The organism is Corallococcus exercitus (genome assembly GCF_042231735.1).
Taxonomy (GTDB): domain Bacteria; phylum Myxococcota; class Myxococcia; order Myxococcales; family Myxococcaceae; genus Corallococcus; species Corallococcus exercitus_B.
The window spans coordinates 1,067,573-1,086,029 of record NZ_CP102577.1 but is presented as its reverse complement, the minus strand read 5'-3'; the positions used below and the strand labels follow the sequence as shown (position 1 = coordinate 1,086,029).

14 protein-coding genes are annotated in these 18,457 nt (G+C 68.8%); 4 read left to right on the top strand and 10 right to left on the bottom strand.

Translation table 11 applies throughout. The features are described from left to right. Window positions 1–7: 7 nt before the first annotated feature. From NR792_RS04050 to NR792_RS04030, 5 genes are all read right to left on the bottom strand, one after another. Window positions 8–1,054: a hypothetical protein gene (locus NR792_RS04050; protein ID WP_375758748.1), complete on the bottom strand. Its 1,047-nt coding sequence runs from the start codon at window positions 1,052–1,054 to the stop codon at window positions 8–10. Continuing rightward, window positions 1,054–2,754, bottom strand: coding sequence for a hypothetical protein (locus NR792_RS04045; RefSeq protein ID WP_375758747.1), 1,701 nt, complete (start codon window positions 2,752–2,754; stop codon window positions 1,054–1,056). Before NR792_RS04045 ends, NR792_RS04050 begins: the two co-directional genes overlap by 1 nt. A gap of 195 nt (window positions 2,755–2,949) precedes the next feature. Then, window positions 2,950–4,404, bottom strand: a complete 1,455-nt coding sequence (locus NR792_RS04040) for an FAD-dependent oxidoreductase (RefSeq protein WP_375758746.1) — start codon at window positions 4,402–4,404, stop codon at window positions 2,950–2,952. A 176-nt stretch (window positions 4,405–4,580) separates the two neighbouring features. Continuing rightward, window positions 4,581–5,744: a hypothetical protein gene (locus NR792_RS04035; RefSeq protein WP_375758745.1), complete on the bottom strand. Its 1,164-nt coding sequence runs from the start codon at window positions 5,742–5,744 to the stop codon at window positions 4,581–4,583. Window positions 5,745–5,786: 42 nt separating this feature from the next. Further along, window positions 5,787–7,628 (bottom strand): NADPH-dependent F420 reductase, encoded by a 1,842-nt coding sequence (locus tag NR792_RS04030; RefSeq protein ID WP_375758744.1) that lies wholly within the window; start codon window positions 7,626–7,628, stop codon window positions 5,787–5,789. A 96-nt stretch (window positions 7,629–7,724) separates the two neighbouring features. Here NR792_RS04030 and NR792_RS04025 point away from each other — a divergent pair, with 96 nt between their 5' ends. Continuing rightward, the gene (locus tag NR792_RS04025; RefSeq protein ID WP_375758743.1) at window positions 7,725–7,940 is read left to right on the top strand and encodes a hypothetical protein; all 216 of its coding nucleotides are present in this window, start codon (window positions 7,725–7,727) and stop codon (window positions 7,938–7,940) included. Here the strand turns inward: NR792_RS04025 and NR792_RS04020 are convergent. Then, entirely contained in the window at window positions 7,937–9,220 is a 1,284-nt protein-coding gene (locus NR792_RS04020; protein ID WP_375758742.1) for a hypothetical protein, read from the bottom strand. The genes NR792_RS04025 and NR792_RS04020 overlap by 4 nt on opposite strands. 361 nt (window positions 9,221–9,581) lie before the next feature. Here NR792_RS04020 and NR792_RS04015 point away from each other — a divergent pair, with 361 nt between their 5' ends. Together NR792_RS04015 and NR792_RS04010 are read left to right on the top strand one after the other, a co-directional pair. Beyond that, on the top strand, window positions 9,582–10,472 hold the full coding sequence (locus NR792_RS04015) for a GON domain-containing protein (protein ID WP_375758741.1): 891 nt from the start codon (window positions 9,582–9,584) through the stop codon (window positions 10,470–10,472). 151 nt (window positions 10,473–10,623) lie between these two features. Then, window positions 10,624–11,592 (top strand): hypothetical protein, encoded by a 969-nt coding sequence (locus NR792_RS04010; protein WP_375758740.1) that lies wholly within the window; start codon window positions 10,624–10,626, stop codon window positions 11,590–11,592. A gap of 296 nt (window positions 11,593–11,888) precedes the next feature. On the opposite strand, the gene NR792_RS04005 is transcribed toward NR792_RS04010, so the two are convergent. Beyond that, window positions 11,889–14,537, bottom strand: coding sequence for a M12 family metallopeptidase (locus NR792_RS04005; protein ID WP_375758739.1), 2,649 nt, complete (start codon window positions 14,535–14,537; stop codon window positions 11,889–11,891). 160 nt (window positions 14,538–14,697) lie between these two features. Here NR792_RS04005 and NR792_RS04000 point away from each other — a divergent pair, with 160 nt between their 5' ends. After that, window positions 14,698–15,258, top strand: a complete 561-nt coding sequence (locus NR792_RS04000; protein WP_375758738.1) for a DUF1993 family protein — start codon at window positions 14,698–14,700, stop codon at window positions 15,256–15,258. 57 nt (window positions 15,259–15,315) lie between these two features. On the opposite strand, the gene NR792_RS03995 is transcribed toward NR792_RS04000, so the two are convergent. The 3 genes from NR792_RS03995 to NR792_RS03985 are packed head-to-tail and all read right to left on the bottom strand — an operon-like array spanning window position 15,316 to window position 18,452. Continuing rightward, window positions 15,316–16,455 (bottom strand): UTP--glucose-1-phosphate uridylyltransferase, encoded by a 1,140-nt coding sequence (locus NR792_RS03995; protein WP_375758737.1) that lies wholly within the window; start codon window positions 16,453–16,455, stop codon window positions 15,316–15,318. Window positions 16,456–16,509: 54 nt separating this feature from the next. Further along, window positions 16,510–17,346 carry a phytanoyl-CoA dioxygenase family protein gene (locus tag NR792_RS03990; RefSeq protein ID WP_375758736.1) on the bottom strand — a complete coding sequence of 279 codons (837 nt, stop codon included), beginning with the start codon at window positions 17,344–17,346 and terminating at the stop codon, window positions 16,510–16,512. 26 nt (window positions 17,347–17,372) lie between these two features. Continuing rightward, window positions 17,373–18,452 (bottom strand): glycoside hydrolase family 43 protein, encoded by a 1,080-nt coding sequence (locus NR792_RS03985; RefSeq protein ID WP_375758735.1) that lies wholly within the window; start codon window positions 18,450–18,452, stop codon window positions 17,373–17,375. Between the last annotated feature and the right edge of the window lie 5 nt (window positions 18,453–18,457).

Below are 18,457 nucleotides of genomic sequence, written 5' to 3'. Positions count from 1 at the left end.
TCCTCGCTCAGTAGGTGATCCACATCGGGTGACGGATGAGCGCCGCGCAGACGCCAATCCAGGCGAGGCGCGTGTTCTGCGCCTCCAGCGGCAGGTAGACCTGCTCGTACAGCCCCTGGGCCTCCGCGTCCGAGGGCGGCTGGCCGAGCATGCGCAGGTAGAGCGAGCCCAGGTTCTTCCGCACCGCGTCCGGGTTGCTCTTGGCGGTGTCGGCGAGCGTCACGTAGCGCAGCACCGCCGGGTTGCTCTTCTTGTCCACGGCGCGCGCGCACCACGCCTGGGACATCTGCACCAGCGTCTGCGCGGCGGACGGACCGAAGCCCACGTCCCGCTTGCGGTACAGGAGCGAATTGCCGCCGCCGAGCGCCTCGAAGCGCTCGACGCTGCGCGAGTCGGAGACGTACTCGCCCGAGATGCCGGGGGCCCAGTCCCCGGGCCAGATGAAGAACTTGCCGCCGTTCGCCACGTACGGCTTGTTGCGCCAGTTGGGGTCGGTGGTGCTGACGAAGTCCGCGAGGGTGAGCCCGAGCTGATCCATCAGGCTGATGATCATCTCCTCGGCGGTGAGCCGGCGGACGCTGAACTCCTCGGCCACGGGGGCCTCCAGTTGCGCGGGCGTGGCCGGCAGGTTCCGGATCCAGTCCTCCACCTGCGCGATGGTCAGCGTGACGCGGCCGTTGCTGACGAGCTCGTTGTACGGCTGCCCGGGCGGCATCTGGGGATAGCTGCCGGGGGCCACGCCGTTCAGCAGCTGGATGAGCATGCTGTTCGCGGGGTCGCCGCGCTTCACGTACTTCTCGTTGTAGACGAGCCCGCTCTCGAAGGCGGTGAGCGAGGCGAAGAGGGGCTTGTTGCCGGTGAGGTGGCAGCCCTGGCACGCGGGCGCGAGCGCGAGACGGATCTCGTCGTTCCTGCTCACGGCCGCGCAGCTGTCGCCGCCCGGGTCCTCCGCGGAGTCACCGGGAGCGTCCGAGATCTTCCCGACGCAGCTCACGGCGAGGAGCACGATCGCGGCCAGCGCGGCGCCCATCAGGGTCGAACGCAACGTGTTCATCACAGGCCCCTCCGCAGCTCGGGCTGTTCGAAGAGGTATCGGATGAAGGGCTTCAGCTTCCGGTCGCCCGCGACGAACTCCCGCGCGAGCTTGTCGATGAAGCCCTTCTCCGTGCCCGGGTTCAGGTCGCGGCCGATGAACATCGAATACATCCTGCGCGCGACGCAGCGGTCGAACTCGCCGGAGCGCACGACGAGCTTCCCGAAGCCGAGCGGGCCCATGGTGCCGTCGCCGTGCTCGCCGAGCAGCGTGTACGTGTCGGGCATCGTGTCGAGCAGCACCGCCTCGGGGTTGGCCTTCACCTGCTCGGGGGTGACGGGCGTGAGGATTGTGTTGGGGACGAACGCGTTCTTCCAGCGGTAGCCCGGTGAGGTGCCGGTGTGCGGGTACTGCCCGGACAGCCACTCCTTGGTGATGCGGTAGCGGCCCACGCCCGGCATGAAGGGCCACGGGACGTAGAAGCTCTGGGCCGGGTTGAAGTCCCAGCGCTTGAAGGAGATGGCCGCGGGGTCGAGCGTCCGGTGGCAGTGCAGGCACGTGCCGCCGGTGCCGGGGTCCACCTCCAGGGGCGGGAAGTGCACGTCCGCGGGCGGTGGCGAGAAGCTCTGGCAGGCGAACATCTCGAGGAAGCGCGCGGCCCGGACGCGCTCGCGCGGGAAGGACGACAGCGAGCCGATCATGGTGAGCACGCCCGCGGTGGGGAGGCCCTGGGGCGCGTCGGTCGTGGTGCGCGGGTCGAAGCGGTAGGTGCGGTCGATGCTGCCGGAGCGCGCCCGGTCCGGGGTGAGCGCGAGGTGGAAGGGCTCCAGGTCCTCGACCACGAACTCGCGCCACGCCTGCGGATCATTCGGCGTGGGGTGCAGCGGGTCGCGCGGCGCGTTGTCCGCGTCGGGACGCCACCACGTGGTGTTCTTGTCCAGCGCGCTGGTGCCCATCTGCCGGCCGAAGCGCACGTACAGCGCGCGCAGCCAGTTGGTGCCGACCGAGTAGTTCCCGAGGATGAGGTCCGAGAGCGGCCGGTCGTGCCACGCGAGGTGCGCGAAGAGGCGCGCGGGCTCCTCGTAGGGGTGCCGGCGCTGCACGCCGAAGTCGTAGTTGCTCTTGCCCTGGAGGCCGTAGAGCGGGCTGCACCACACCAGGTTCGGGCCGCAGCCGCACGCGGGGGGCAGCATGGGGTCGTAGTAGCCGCCGTTCGCGAGGCCGCAGTCGACCGGCTGGCCCTTGCTGTCGGTGACCTGGGTGACGTCGGAGCCGGCCTTGCCGAGCACGGTGACGGTGGTGCCCGGCGCCCACCAGGGCTCCACCTGGTGCACCTCGGGCACGGCGGGGTTGCCGTCGGCGTCCTGGTCCTGGCACTGCCTGGCCGGGTCCCCCGAATCGCCGAACTCGTGCACGGCGTAGTACGCGCCCGCGTGCGCGGTGTTGGCGTCGCACTTGAAGAGGTGGCCGGACATGTCGCCCTGGTAGGCGTCACCCGCCGCGCCGGTGGTGTATGCGCCCACCGCGAGCCACTCGTGGCCGAAGTTCACCATCCGCTCGTAGAACTTCGGCGAGGCGAGCGCGGCCTCGAGCGTGGAGCGCAGGATGGATTCCCGCGCCTCGGGCGTGGTCGCGGCCGCCATCGCCTCGTACTGCTCGACGGTGGGCGTCGTCCCCGTGAGACCGAGGACGAGGCGGCGCAAGACCCGCGTGCCGCTCATCTGGTCATTGAGAGGGACGGCGGGGGGAGGCGCTTCGGGGCCACATTGTTGTGCGTGCGCGTCGACTCCAATGAGCCCGGACGCCGCGAAGAGCACAGCCAGCAGGGCCACGCGCTTCAGGTGCAAGTGCCAGTGCATATGCACGAACAATACACCGGGCGCATGACTCCATGGGACAGGAGGCGCGATCCGGGCTCAGAACGTATCCGTGGACTTCTGGACCGGGACAGGGCTTGGACGCGGGGGCGTGAGAGGGGGAGGCCGTGTCTCGGTATTCGCCAGCCGCTGGAGAGGGCGGAGGAGCGACATGACGCCATGGCCCAACACGGGCAAGGCCACGGAGGGCTGGAGAACCGCCTCCAGCCCCGCGTGCAGGTGCAGTATCCGGTAGAACTGGCGATGGACGTGGGCGTCGGTCGACGTACGCTCCATCAGCCGCAGGAGGTACCAGTGCAGCAAGCCCAGCCCGAAGGGCCGCTTCCCGACGGCCTGCGGATACAGCAGATCCATGCCCGTGCCCAACAGCCACGGGAGCCGGATGACTTCAGGCAGCCGCTCGCGGAAGCGCTGTGCCAGGCCGGATAGCTCGCCTCGTCCGGCCTGCTCGCGAAGGCAGGTGTCCAGCAGCTCCGCGCCAAGCCCCGCCACCGACATGCCTTGCCCGTAGAGGGGGTTGAAGGCACACGCGGCGTCTCCCAGGACGACCAGCCCCTCGGGAAAGCGGGGCAGCTTCTCGTAGTGCCGCCACCGGCAGTCCTTCACCTTGTGCTGGGAGATGGGCCCTATCGGCGTGGCCTCTTTCAGGTAGTGGTACAGGTCCGGACGCGTCAGTGAGCGCGCGTACTCGAGGAACCCCGCGTACTCGGTGGGCGCGTGCTCCCCGAAGTAGCCATTGAGGGTGACGAGCCACCGGCCTCCCTCCACGTGTGAGATGAAACCCGCGCGCCAGGCCTTGGGAGGACTTGGATAGAGGAAGAGCGCCTTCCATTCCTTCTGGAAGTGGGGCGGCGGCTCGTGCAGGCACGTCGTGTAGGAAAGGTCCACGATGACCTGCTCTTCCTCCGGGCGCGCATAGCCGATGGCTTCCAACCACTGAGGCATCCGCGAGCCCCGGCCACTGGCATCCACGACGAGGTCCGCCTCCCACGACTCCTCGCCCTGGGGTGTCTTGACCCGGACGCCCGTGATGCGCCCCGTGCCCTTCTCGTCGGAGATGAGCCCTTCGATGGAGCAGCCCTCGCGCACCGCTACGTTGGGCCGCGCCTTCACCCGGCGCAGGACGTTCCACTCGAGCAGGGGCCGGGTGCACAGCAGCCCGGGGATGCCGCTGGTGCGGCGCAGCTTCCACACCCCGAAGTGGTGCCAGGCGAGGTCTCCACTCGAGTCGATGAGCTCGGCGCCCTGGACCTGGAGCTGCTCGAACAGGTCCGGGAAGTACTTGTCGAGGATGCGCCGGCCCGTGTCCAACAGCACGTGGATGTGCGGCCCTTGCGGAACACCCTTGCGCGCGGCGGGCCCCTCCCCCCGGACATCCCGCTCCACCAGCGTCACCTTGTCGAAGTGGTCCGCGAGCACCCGCGCGCTCAAGAGCCCCGCCATGCTGCTGCCGATGACCACGGCGCTTCCGAATCCGCGTCCAGGGGTTTCCAAGTCCCAAGCCTCCAAGGGTTCATGTCGTGGCGCTGCGGGTCCCGCCGAAGGAGATTGCACATCACCGGTCTGACATGCCCTTTCGGACCCGGGGCTCGAAGGCTTCACCGCCACCCTGGAGGAGCCCAAGGCGAAGATGCGCCTGAGGGAGCAAGAGACGGTCGAGCGCAGGCGCCTCAGAACTCCGCGACGAACGCCAGCTCGCAGACCCGCTCGCGACACGAGAACACGTGCAGCGCCCCATCGAGGAACTGCCCGCCCTCGTAGTCGAGCAGGTGCGGCATCTCGCCGTGCGCGCAGCTCGGCGTCGCGTCGGCTTGGTCCCAGCCCGCCACGCCGCCGAGGCGAGCTCCGCCCCAGCGCGCGCCGCCGCGCAGATGCTTGAGCCAGTCGTCGTACTCCACGTCGACCTCCTCGAGCAGATCCGGATCGAAGCCCTCGGGGAACGGTCCGTCGAGCTCGGGCGCATCGAAGCCGAAGAGCCCGCTCGACGCGGTCTCCGGCGTGCTCTCCGAGCGGAAGCGGTACCAGCTCGCCGACGCCAACTCGGTTGCCGGGGAGGCCGGCGTCACCCGCTGGCTCTCGCGCCGCCAGCCACTCGACGCCGATTGCCACGCCTCGGGGCCGGTGACGCGGTGCCTCGGCTCCACCAGGCGCACGTGCGCGACGCGCGGATCGCTGTTCATCGCAACGCCGCAGTGAAAGCAGAAGAGCGCGGCGAGGCCGCGGCCGCCGGGGAGGAAGTCCGCGAGCACGGCCGGCGAAATCTGGACGCACATCTCCAGCGGGCGAGCGCAGACGCCGCAGCTCGGCCAGCGCGGCTCGTCGAGCCAGGCGACGGAGCCGTGCGCGAAGCAATCACCGGGGCCGGGAGCGAAGCTCTCGGGCTTCAGGTAATGCGGCACCTTCAGATCGACGGAGGTTGGCGCGGTCTCGCGGAGCTCACGGCGCCAGGGCGCGAACAGCGGGTGCTCGGGGAGCTCGGGACGAGGCGCCTTGCGCGCGCAGGGCACGCAGGTCTCGGCGACGTCGCTCCACCGCGGGTGCTCGCGCACGAAGGTCGGCCATGGGGTCTTCTTCCGCGCGGGGCTCGGCTCGTCCTTGGGCTCCTCGGTGGCCGCGGGCGCGACGACAAGCGGCGTCACCATCACCGCCTTGGGCACGCCCTTGTAGCCCGGCGCGGTGCCGTGCACCTCGACCCGGGTGCCAACCGAGGGGCTCACGGAGAAGCCCTTGAGCGCGGTGCCGCCGAAGCGCACCCGCCCGCCTTCGTCGAGCTCGATCCACCCGAGGGCATCAATGGGGTTGAGCTCGACGATCGTCCCTTTTTGCCCGCTCATCGTGCGGAACGCTAACACGCCGGCTGGAGGTGCCGATGAGGGTCAGAGAAGGCCCGGGTCGATGTGTGCCGCGAAGATCGCGAGGAGCGCGCGGAAGTCCCTGGCGACCACCCGCGTCTCCTCCCCTTCTTCATGGAGCCAGAGGTGGACGCGCCCCTCCGCGTCCAGCAGCAAGAGGTCGCCATCGCGGCCGAACAAAGGCGCCATGTCGGCAAGGTGCGCCGCCGAGACGTCGCGCCGAAGCCCCTCGCGAAGGTCGGTATCCCCCTGCGGCTCGATAAGCCCCCAGCCGCCGATATCAATCAACACCTCCCCCGCGCCGTCCGCGAGCTCGGCGAGCCCCTCCGGGCACGGAAGCCGCCACTCGGCGAACTGCCGGCGCCAGGCATCCCCGAAGGGGTGGAAGTCCTCCCCGAAGTCGGGCTCGAGCGCTTCCTTCGGCATGGCCAGGGAGAGCACGGCCTCGACCAGCGTGCGGGTCGGGACCTGTTCGTGCGATGGCCGCGCGGGGGCCTCGATGCCAAGCGCGGCGCATACCTGTGCGTGACTGGCGAGCGAGCCCCAGAGCGCTGTCCCGCGGTCGAAGCGCGCCGAGGCGGCGAGCGGCCCGACGACGACGGGTTCGAAGCCCGCATCGCGCACGAGCTGCTCCGCCGTGGCCACGGCCTCCGCGTCATCCGAGGCGATCGGAACCGCGGGGGGCACGAGCGCGACCGCCGGGCCGAACAAGGCTCGCTCGTGGAGCGTATTGAAGGCCTTCACCGTTCGCGCTCCCGGGAACAGCGACCCGGTCAACGCTCCAGAGCCGCGCTGAGAATTGCCCAACCTGGCTGCGTAGTAAGGATCCTCGGGGTTCGTCACGTCGATCACGACCACCCCGGCCAGCATCTGTCGTGCGGATTCGGCGACGCTCTCGAGGGCCGAGACGGGCGTCGCCAGCACGATGACCTCCCCGTGAGACAGCGCCCGCGAGACGTCGCCCACCGCGACCGGTGGCTCCACGGACACCCGCCACGGCCGCCGGACCCCGATGCGGACGCTGTGCCCTGCCCTCGCCCACAGCGTGCCGAGCCGCACGCCGATCCGTCCCCCGCCGATGATCCCGATGCGGAGCGGCCTGTCGGTGCGGGGCACAGGCACATCGCCGGTGGCCATGCCCTGCGGCGCGGCGGTGGCGCCGAGTTGCGCTTCGAACCGTGCAGCCGACCCGGAGCCGCGACGGCGCAGCTCCGCGACGACGCGCGCCGCTTCCTCACGATCCTTCCAGTACTGGTACGGAGCAAGGGCGGTTCCGTGCTCCAGGAGCTGGCGTTCAGACCACCAGGGGAGCTCGATTTGCCAGCGCGTGAGCTGTTCCACGGGCTGCCGCTCGAACCAGGCCAGGTACTCCGGACGAAGGGCCTCGCGGCCTTCCGGCGGCAGCCAGGCGAAGAACTCGGCAACGCGAGGCGCATCCGCCGCTTCGACCCCGCGTTGAAAGGCCTGACGCGCATCCTCGACGCTGCCCGCCACTTCGCCCGCCATCAATCGCGCCTGGGCACGAGCGAGAAGAAGCCAGGTCCGCGCCGCGATGAAGTCTTCCGGCAACAGCGCGCTGACACTTGCGAGTCGCGGCTGGCGCTCGCAGAGCTCGACCGCGATCAGGTGCGAGACGTTGTAGTGCCGTCCCGGGGCGACCCGGCACAGATAGGCGAGCTCGAGGCCGTCAGGCAGCCGCTCCAGGACACCGCGAAGACGTTCGTGGATCGCGTGGATCGGGTGCACGCCACCGGAGTTGACGAGCTCGAGCAGGCAGCCACCCTCCGGGTCACGCCGCAGCCTCAGGGGCCACGACTCGCGCCTGGGGTCTGGCGCGGACTCTCCTCCGACAAAGGGCAAGCTCACGAGCCCCTCCAGTACACACCTGCCCCGTCGGATTGACAGTCAGCGGATTGGAGGGATTTGCTCGGGCGAGCGGAAACCTCGGAACAGGAAAAATCCATGTTTCATCCCACAGTGGTAATCAATGACACCGGAGGCTCGGACCTTCATGTCGGCTTCGTGTCTTGCTTTGGCGAGCCGTCAGTGGAGTGGATGTTCGTGGACGCAGAAGGCCAGCTGTCAGGGATGGGAGCGATCCGGGTTTCGAAAGTCGAAGAGTTCATCGAGGCCTTGCGCCGTGCCAGCCAGGAAGCCTTCGCCAATGACCCTCGCTAGCCCCATCGCTGCTCGATGAGATCAATGTCTCGTTGAGTCTCACGCTCCTGAATCCATTGGGCCTGGGACTCCGGGTTCTCGCGGAACTGCCTCAGTTCTTCCGCGGTCAGCGGGAGCAAGATCCAAAGCTCGACACGCCGGGTGGGCTCCGGTTGCAGGTGGCCGTACGGCCAGAGCAGGACCGCGGCAGCCCCTCCCATCGGTGCGGGCGGGACCACCCGGTCGTACAAACGGAACGGCCGAGCACCGTTGTGGGCGTGGAAGCTCTGAGCCATCCACGCGAGCACCTGGTGCGTCCAGGCGCCCAACCGGCGCGCGTGCACCGCGAACTCGACGTGGGTGTTCTCGTCTTCTTGTTGTCCACCTCGCTGTGCGGCATCACTCACGCCGTTGGTCACCGCGATGCACTCATCACCGAGGAGGAAGAAGTGCTCCTGCGCGACGTGGTGCTCGCTGCGGGGGACATGGTAGTGCGAGTGAGGGCCAATGAGAGAAGCCAGCGCGCGCTTGCGGCCCACACACGCACGGCCACGAGCGGCCGCCTCGCTCCCGAGCCCAGCTTCCGTGGGCTGGAGCCAGATCGCATCGGACAACTCCGCGTCGACGCGGAACTGGCCGGCCTTCGACCCGAACACGGTGCCTATTGGCAACGGCCCATTCGAGATCATCGCCTGCATGATCGCGTAGGCGGTTGACTCGAAGACCTGCTGTCGTGACGGGTCCGTGGGCATCGCGATGTCAGGCAACCCAAAACCGCCAAGACCCGAGCTTTCGATCCACCCGGAAGCACGCTTCAAGGGATACGACCAGAGAGGTCCGGGGTTCAGTTTCGCGATGTAGTCGTTTGAATCCGCCACGAAGGCGGCGGAGGGGAAGGCCATGTAGCCGGCCAGGGGCTGCACCACGGCGGTAACAAGCGCGGCGAGCTTGCACACCATCGCGGTGAGCTGAAGGTAGCGATCCGCGGTGATTGAAGCACTCAACCCCTTGATGCCAACAGCCGACATGACCTCCGGCGATGCGAGCCGGCCAAGCCAGCCCTCGGCGGGTGCGAGGATCTCCACGCTCGTCGCACCAATGGGCGCCGTGCTCGACGCGTAGCTCCAATCCAACCGGTTCGGCACCTGTGTCGCAACGACCTGGACAATGAAGAAATTGGAGACGCGGAGGTACTCACCTTCGAGTCTTGGATGGAACTCAGCGAGCGCTGCGGCGACAGCCTCGAGCCCCACCTGTGGGTGCAAAGGGAGAACGGCCCAGGTCAGCAATTGGCCACTCATCGGAAGGTACCTCGAGAGGGTGTGGAATGCAGGTGGCCAGATAACAAGACTCCGTCGCTCAATGAATCAAGAAGTGACTGTTTGAGAGCGTAACAGCGCGGCGGCCAGCACGACTCCGTAGGCCGCAGCGCTTCCATGGACCGCGAGCGCGAAGGCGAGTGAGGCACCGCCATGCATCACGGTCAGCGCGTCCACGGTGGGCATCACGACGCAAGCGAGGACAAAGACGCCCGCGCCACCGCCGGGGGCCCGTCCAACCGCGCAACACCGCGAAATCCCGGCCGGAGCCCGCGCGCATCGCCGCTGGCCCCGCCCTTGCCATGGAAGGGCTCCGCAGCAGCCTCCAAGGAGCCCCACACCCATGAAGCCCACCCCGAAGTCCTTCGCCGTCCCCATCCTGGATCGCCGCGCGACCCGCGTCCTGGCCTGGAGCCTCACCGCGCTCGCCGTGGGCTGCGGCACGAACGACCCCGCGTCTCCGGCCGGAGCCTCCGCGCCCCAGGCGCTCAGCACGCTGCCCGCGACGTGCGCGGACGTGCATGCCGTCCACCCGAACGCTCCGGACGGCCACTACGCCCTGTACGTGGGCGGTGACCCCGACGCATCCTGGGGCGCGTACTGCCACGACATGGCCGGCACGCCCAGGGAGTACCTCACCCTCCCCTTGCAGATGCAGGACACCAATGTCTCGCGCTACCTCGCGGGCGGGGATTCGCCCGGCACCAGCGTGGTCACGTCCTACCAGCGCGTGCGCCTGCACCCGGACACATTCCAGGTGGACACCGGCGACCAGACCTTCGCGACCTCCACCGGAGAGCTGACGCACTCGCCGGACACCGTGCGCGCCATGCCCTTCGGCGTCGCCATGTCCTGCAATGGCGAGCAGGCCCAGGCCAACATCAACCTCATCGGCACGAACTTCGAGGTGGACTCGGGCCTGTTCGGCGTGGGGGGCTTCGATGCCTCAGGCAACGCCGTCGCCAGCGGCGATGGACAGGTCGTCACGCTCTCCGGCGGAGGCTTCTGTGGCTGGACCGGCCCCCTGGGCAGCTACAACCCCTACAACCAGACCGGCTCGCTGCTGCAGCTGAAGTACCGCCCCCCGCTCCTCCTGCCGGCCACCTGCAAGGACCTCCAGACCGACTACTCCCTCACCCACGACGGCGAGTACACGCTGTGCGTCGGGCATGATCCCAACCAGTGCTGGTCCGCCTGGTGCCACGGCATGGACGGGGCACCCTGCTGCAGCTGACGCTCAACCCGCCGCAGCAGTAAGTGGCCGCCACGCTTCCGATTCTGCACCAGGCTTGGCCCGGGTTGACTACGATGAGCGTTTCGCCTGCTCCAGCACGGCGCGGCGCGAGCACCTGATTGCAGCGCGAGTCCGAGGGAGAAACCCGCGCATGTCCATCACGCACTCCGTCTTTCTGCGCACCCAGCGACTACCGACTGCGGCCCAACTCAATGCGGCGCTCGACAAGGCGAAGATTGCCCTCCGACTCGACCCCAAATGGAACACTCGCGACGACAGTGGGTTCTGGCCGGCGACGTTCCAGGGTTATGACGCGGGCTTCGAATGGCGGGTCGAGCCGATCGCTGATGCGGAGCTGGAGGCGAAGGTCCGCAAGCGCGTGGCGAAGCAGGAGCTCGTCGTTTCACTCGTGACGAGAGCCGACCTGAATCAGCTCGCGAGTGCGGTGGCTGTGTGGGGTGTGCTCGCTTCGATCACCGACGGCATTGCGTACGCCGAGGAGTCTGGTGATTTCTTCGAGCCAGCCCACGCTTTGGAGCTGGCGCAAGAGCAGGTCGCCCAACCTCCGCCGAAAGAAAATCCCGCGGCACGCATCACGTACCCACGGACGCTCAATGAGCGGTTGGCGGTGACCGAGACACGGCGGACGTCGCACAGCCTGTCACTCGAAGCTTCGCAGCGCCACTACCGGGTGTTCCTCGACACGAAGTCGATTCCGTCACCGTCCGTTTTCGTGATCACCCGGCGCCTCGAACATCGAGCGGGAGACTTCAGCGTGCTGGAACTCGAGGTGAATCAACGACTCGTTCACTTCACGCCGGAAGGGCGTGTCCTGGCTCCGGAATATGTGCCCGACTACGCGTCGCTCGCACGGAAGCTCGGTGACACGGAATCCATCGGGCTCGCGCTGCGAAGTGGAGGCCCCATCAGTGCGGCAGCGCTGGCGGCCTTCCTGAGAGATGACTCCGCGGACGTGGCACGACGCCAGCTTGCGATCGTCACGCTCGGGCTCATGGGTGGTGAGGCATCGGGAGCGCTGGATGCGCTGCGCGGGATGAAGCCGCACTCAGCGCTGGGGGCGGCCGCAACGCGAGCGATCGAGCTCATTGAGGCGCGCTGAAGAACGGCTCGGCGATCGGGTCCGTCAAGTGGGAGTAGCCCCGTTCCGTGGCGCTCCCGCATTTCGGGTGGTTCCCCTCGGGGGAGTAGGCAGACGCGGCAAGCTCATCGTCGACCGGGGAGCCTACGTCGTCAGCAACAGCTTTGGCTTCGGCGGATGGAGCAGCGCGGACATGTCTTCACCGCCGGCTGCTCCACGCGCGGGGCAGCAGAGCCCCGCGCGCAGGCACAAGGTGGAGCCGCGGCCCTGACCTGGGGACGGGGCTCCACCCTGTACGAAGGTGACGGCTCAGCGGCTCAGTTGATCTCCGCCTTCTCGAAGACCTTCTCCGCCGGAGCGACACCGTCGGAGAGGTCCATGATGAAGGTGTAGCGGGAGGGGTCCGTCGAGGTGCCGTAGAGCACCTGGTCGTAGCCCACGCCGCGGAAGTCACCGACGAGCATCGTCCGGCTGCCCAGGCGGCCGGGGGTGGTGCTCACGCCCTTCTCCTCGCGGTAGCGCACCTCGGCGGGCGGGACGCCGTCGAGGAAGTCCGCGACAATCATGGCCGGGCCGGTGGCGCCGGGGTTCACCATCAGGAGCTGGTCGTAGCCCAGGCCCCGGAAGTCGCCCACGGCCTGCTTGTCCTCCGCGTCCACCAGGTTGTCCAGCACCGTGGAGGCGCCGGGCTGCTCCACGTAGCGCACCTGCGCCGGAGCCACGCCGGTGTGGAAGTCGAGGATGCGCACGCGCGCGCCGGGGCCGGAGCGGTTGATGCAGAGCACCTGGTCGTAGCCCAGGTTCCGGAAGTCGCCCACGTGGAGCACGTCGTCCGGTTCGGAGCAGTCCTCGAAGGAGTTGGGGGCGCTCCAGTTCTCGTAGTAGCCGACCTCCGCGGGCACGGCGCCGTCGCTGAAGTCGGCGATCATCACCCGGCCCGCGTAGCCGGAGCGGTTGAAGAACAGCACCTGGTCATGGCCGCGGTTGAGGAAGTCCCCCGCGAGCTGGAGGTCCTCCGTGCCATGCCAGTCGTTGAGCAGGGTGTTCTGGCCGTAGGTCTCCAGGTAGCGCACCTCCCCGGGGACCACGCCGTCGCGGAAGTCGGCGACCAGCACCCGGCCGCCGCCGGTGACGGCGTTGTTGTTGATGAGGAGCAGCTGGTCATGGCCGAGGCCGCGGAAGTCACCCTGGAGCTGGGTGTCACCGGGGCTGTGGAAGCCGTCCAGCAGGGGCGATGCGCCATAGATCTCGTGGTAGTCCTCGCTGGGCCAGCCAATGGCGTTGACGTAGCCCGTGACGAACACGCGCGTGCCGTAGCCCGTTCCGAAGAGGGACAGCAGCTGCTCCGCGCCGCCCGTGCCGGAGAAGACACCCGCGCGGTAGACCGCGGGCATGGCGAGCCGGAAGGTCTTGGGCGCGTTGGTGAGCAGTGGGCTGTGGCGGCCCTGCTGATCCACCGCGTAGATGCGCAGCGTGTGCTCCAGGCCGTCCATGTAGGCGTCCGGGATGCGGAAGGAGAAGCCGTGGGCGCCCGACACCATCGGGTAGGCGGCCTTCACGTCGGCCCGGTAGAGGCTCGCCACGACGCTGCCCACCGACGCCGGATTGCCGTCAATGGAGTAGGAGACGGTGATGGAGGTGTTGGGCGAGTCCAGGTCCAGCGCCCATCCGGAGACGACGCCGTCGTAGGAGAGGGTGTTGAGCGTGCCGAAGGCGCCCGGCAGGTTGAAGCTGCGCGGCGAGCCCGCGAGGAGCGGGTTGTGGAGGCCCTGCGCGTCAAGGCCATAGGCGTACACCGTGTGCGTCTGACCATCGCGGAAGTACGCGGGCACGGGGAAGTAGAAGCCGTGATTGCCCAGGATGCCGCCGTTGGCGCTGTTGACGTCCGCGCGGAAGACGTTCGTGGGGGCCGCGGTGTTGAGCGCGCCGGAGCCGGCCGGCCCGTCGATGTAGAAGTGCACGTCGATGGACCGCTCCGGAGAGGCGGTGTCCAGCGCCCAGCCCTTCACCTGGCCGGTGGCGGAGATCTCCTCGAAGTTTCCCTTCACCTCGCCCGGGTAGAGCGCCGCGGCGGAGGTGATGTCGCCCGCGCTCAGGCCATCGCGCTGCCCGATGGATTGACCGCCCTTGGTGCGGATGGTCGTCATGGGGTTGCCGGTGACGGGGTCGGGGCGGCCGAAGGCCGTGGCCCCGTAGTGCATGATGGAGCCGAAGTCGTAGGGCCCGAAGTTGTCGCCGTCGCTGATGTGCTGCTCGAAGTTGTGCTCCTTGCCCTCCTCGATGTTGCCCCAGAGGATCTCCACGAAGTCATCGCGGAACTCGCGGCTCTGCTCGTGCCAGAAGCCGATGGCGTGGCCGATTTCGTGGATGACGGCGCCCAGACCGCACGCACCCTCGAGCTGGATGAACTGACGGCCGCCCTGACGGCCGACGGAGGATGAGCAGCCCGGCCCCTTCACGAAGTAGACGTGGTCGGTGGACGTGGGCGTCGACGCGGACAGGGGCACGAAGCGCAGGCCCGTCTTGCGCTGCCAGTGCTGGATGGCGTCGTGGACGACGGCGTTGTCATCCAGCGAGCCATAGATGTGGACGTACGGGACGACACCGTTGGGCCAGCGCTTGCTGCTGCCGGTGACGTGGATGGACTGGGCGGACACGCGCCCTTCGGCCTGGGCGCGCACGTTCGCGGACTCGCGCTCCACGTCCTCCACGGTGCCCAGGATGATGTCCCCCTCGAACAGGGCGAGCCCGTTGACGGCCTCGTACTTCACTTCCTTCGGCTCCGCGTTGGGCCCCAGACGGACCCACGCCGAGCGCACGCCGGTGATGGCCGTGGCCGGCGTCTGGGGCGCGGGCGGTGGCGGAGGGCTGGGTTCCACGGCCCCTTCGGGGCGACAGGCCGTGCCCAGGCAGGCCACGGCCGTGAGCGCCCGGATGAACCGGGCGTGATGGGTATTGCTACGCATGTGAGGATTTCCCCTGGAGGTGAGTGACTCTGATTCGCACTGGACACGCAGTGTCAGCGCGAAGCGGAGTAGCCCGGGGGGCGTGACCGGAGCGTGACGGCCATCAGGCGCCGGTCGAAACCGGTTAGCATCGGCGCATGAAGCAAGTGAAGGGTGCGCCATGCCTTTGAATTCCTACGATCTATCTGCTGGCCTGTTCATCCGCGGATTGACAAACCTGAAAGCGCAGCTGACGAAGGCCGAAGACCATGCCGCTGCCAGTGGCAGGGATGAAGCGGCGTTGCTGGACGCGCGACTCGCTGAGGAAGGGCTCGTGCGTGGCGCCGCGGGTAACGCGCCGATGGACCTGCACATGTACACGCTCGCTGCTCAAGTCCACTGGGCCGCGGAGGGAGCCCGGTTGGCGATGGCGCAGTTGCTGGGTGCGCCATCGGTGCCGGCCGCGAACGATGCAAGGAGCTTCGCGAATCTGCACCAGCGCCTGGATGCGACGATCGCGTATCTCCGAGAGATCGCGTCAGGCGACCTGGAAGCCGGCCTCGAGCGGGAGATCGTGATCGAGCATCGCCGTGGCTCGATGCGCTCCAAAGGCAGCCAGTTTCTGATCGCCTTCGCGATCCCCCACTTCTTCTATCACGTGACCGCCGCCTACGGCATCTTGCGCAACCAAGGCGTGCAGCTCACCATGGGCGACTTCTTGGGCAACTGGGGGACGCGTTGAGTTGAACGACGCGCCCCCTCAGGGGCGCGGCAGGCGGCTTGGGCGTGGCGAAAGCCCCTAACGCAAGGCCTCCAGCCGCGGCCGCAGGCGCTCCGCCACCCGGGGGAGGTCATCCGGGGCCTTCACCGGTTCGAAGCGGCTCGTCGCGGGGTCCGTGCGCCCCACCTCGATGAAGGCAAGCGACAGCAGCGGCTGGCCATCCGGCCGGGTGAGGCTGCTGGCCTCCGCCGTCACCTGCTCGAACTGGAGCACGGGCGCGCCGTCCACCTTCTTGGGGACCACCCGGTAGGGAATGGGCAGCGCTTCGTTCAGCATGGCCTCCAATTGGAAGGTGATGTTGTTGGTGGAGATGAAGGCATGCTGCTTGGGGTCCACCTTCTCCACGAGCTGGAGCAGGCCGTCCACGCGCACCGGCGCGGCGCCCGCGTCCAGCGCGCCACTGGGGTTGGCCCGCGGCGTCACCTCCACCGTCATGTCGCAGCCCCGTTGCAGGTGCATCCCGATGACGACCGGGTCGAGCGTCGCCGCCAGGTTGTCAACGTTGGAGAAGTACATGCAACGCACCCCGCGCTCGCGCAGCGTCTGCCCTACCCCGCTCTCGCGCAGGGCGCGGAACACGTCCCCATGGCCAGAAGGAGCGAAGGACAGCCGCCCGTCCGCCTCCCGGAACAAGGCACCTTCCGGCGTGAGCCGGGGAAGCATCCGCTGCCGGAAGAGGAAAACGTCCCGCCCCAGCCCCCGGGCTTCCAGGTGCTCGGCGATGGCCTCGTGCGTGAGATAGGAGGTCATCACCGCCACCGGCACCGGGCGGCCCAGCCGCTCGCCCAACCGGCGCGCCTCGGCGAGCTTGAGGTCCAGGAAGGTGTGCTCCCCCACAACGGGGACCAGCCCCTTCACGCCGCCTCCAAAACGCGTCCCCGCCCCACCGGCCACCACCAGGGCGGCCACCGCGCCCTCGCGGAAGGCCTGCTCCCCCGCCGCACGGCAGGCTTCGTGGGCAGGGGTGCCCTCGCCCGGCAGCGGCTGGACGTCCCCCGGCCGCGGCGGTTCGAGGGGGCCCTCCACGGACCGGGCCTCCGTCAGCTCTCCGCGCTGGTAGCGGGCGAGCAGCGCCCGGAAGCTGGCCGCGTCGAAGCCGTCACGCGCGAGCCGGGGATCATCCAGTTCTCCATCCACATCCGGGGCCTGGTTTTTCATGCGCGGGAGGATAGAGCGCCCGTCACCGAAACGCATGGCCCCCGCGCTCTCGACTCAGTACGCGGGCTTCAGCAGCCCTTCGATGGTGTGATGCTGCACCACCGTCGCGAGCGCATCGACCACGCGGCAGGTGAGGTGCTCCCTGACGCGGGCTGGCAGGGACTCCAGGTAGCGCCGCGTCACCTGCAGGTCATGGTGGTTGGCGTTCGTCGCGTCCGGCGCATCCACGCCCACCACCAGCACCGGACGCGACTGGTCCGAGCGGTTGGCGGTGCCCCGGTGGATGGTCAGGGCGGAGCGGGCGGAGATGTCGCCCATGCGCGGCAGCTTTTGCACCGCGCGGGCGATGTAGCGCGGCCAGAGCTCGCGAGGGGGGAACATGCCCTTGGCGCAGCCCTCGAACACATCCCACTGGGTTCCGGGCGCGACCTCGAACGGCCCCATCTCCGGGATTGTGTCCACGGCCGTCAGGTTGAAGGCCAGCGAGTTGAGGCGACGGCCCTTCGTCGTGGCCTCCGGCGCGGCGAAGTCGCGGTGCCAGGGCTGGTCGGCCGCGCCCGGGAAGGGAACGTCGAAGCCCACCTCGACGATGCGATAGTCAGGCCCGAGCACCGCCTCGCAGACGGCGACGAACCACGGGTGGGTGGCGATGTCGACGAAGCCCCGGATGCGCTCCGGGTGCACCTCCACATACCAGCGCTGCGGCCCGCGAGGCAGCGCACCGCCGGGGACCCGCTGGGCCTCGGCGAAGAGCGTCTCGATGTCCTCGCGCATCCGCGCCACCCAGTCGCGTGGGAAGGCGCCCTTGAGCCCGATGATGCCGTCGCCGTAGAGGCCGCGCAGGAGGTCGGCCGGCTCGTGGGTTTCCTGCGGTGCGTGCACGGTGCTCATGTTCCCTCTCCCAAGCGGGGTGCTGCTCACTTGCCGGTCAACGACGGCGCGGCCACGGGGCCCGCCGAGGGCATCCCGCCCTCGACGCGCGGCCACCCGTCCTTCCACGTGAGCCGGTCCATCAACATCGGGCGGCGCACCGAGCGGTCCTTGCCGATGACCTCCTCGACGTAGGGACGCCGCACGTCGATGGCGTGGTAGGCAATCCAGTCCTGTCCCTTGCGGTCGGTGAAGACGGAGTTGTGGCCCGGTGCGATCCACGCGTCGCTCCGGCGCAGCACGGCGCTGTCAGGCGCGCCCGTCGCCTGCGCCAGCGTCTCGAAGGGACCGGTGGGCGTGCGGGAGCGCGCCACCAGGGCGGCGTACTTCACCTCCTGCAGCGGGCCGTGGCAGCAGTTCTCGCCCGAATAGAAGAGGTAGTAGTAGCCGCCGCGCTGGACGACCCACGCGCCCTCGACCAGGGTCTGGAACGGGACGCCCTTGTCCGCGCGCACCAGCTCCGTGGGAGCGCTCCCCTTCTTGAAGGAGAGTCCGTCCGCCGCCAGTTCCTGCACGCGGATGGGCTGGAAGCCCGAACCCCAGTAGAGGTACTTGCGCCCCGTGCGCGCGTCATCGAAGGCCATCGGGTCGATGTTGACGAAGGACAACCCGCACACGAGCGGACGCCCGCTGTCGTGGAACGGGCCCTCGGGCTTGGACGCCGTGGCGACGCCCAGGCAGAAGACCTCCTCCGGGCTGTCCACCGCGCCCCGTTCCTTCTTGAAGCTCGCCGCACGCTCGGGGTCCAGGGTGGCGGAGAAGTACAGGAAGAAGCTGCGCCCGCGACGGTGGACGTCCGGCGCCCAGAACATCTGCGTCGTCGAGGCCCACGTGGGCTTCACGGGCAGCGCGTCGCCCGCGCGCTCCCACTTCACGAGGTCGCGCGAGCGGGCCGCCTGGACGTTCTGCACCTTGCCGGCGACGGTGCCCTGCGTGGCGTACGCGTAGTACCACCCACCGCCCGCGTCGAGGACGGTGGGGTCCGGGAAGTCCTCGTCGAAGACGGGATTGGAATAGGTCGCGGCCGTCAGTGCGGCGTTGAGGACCAGCAGTGGCAGCAGGGGCATCCGGG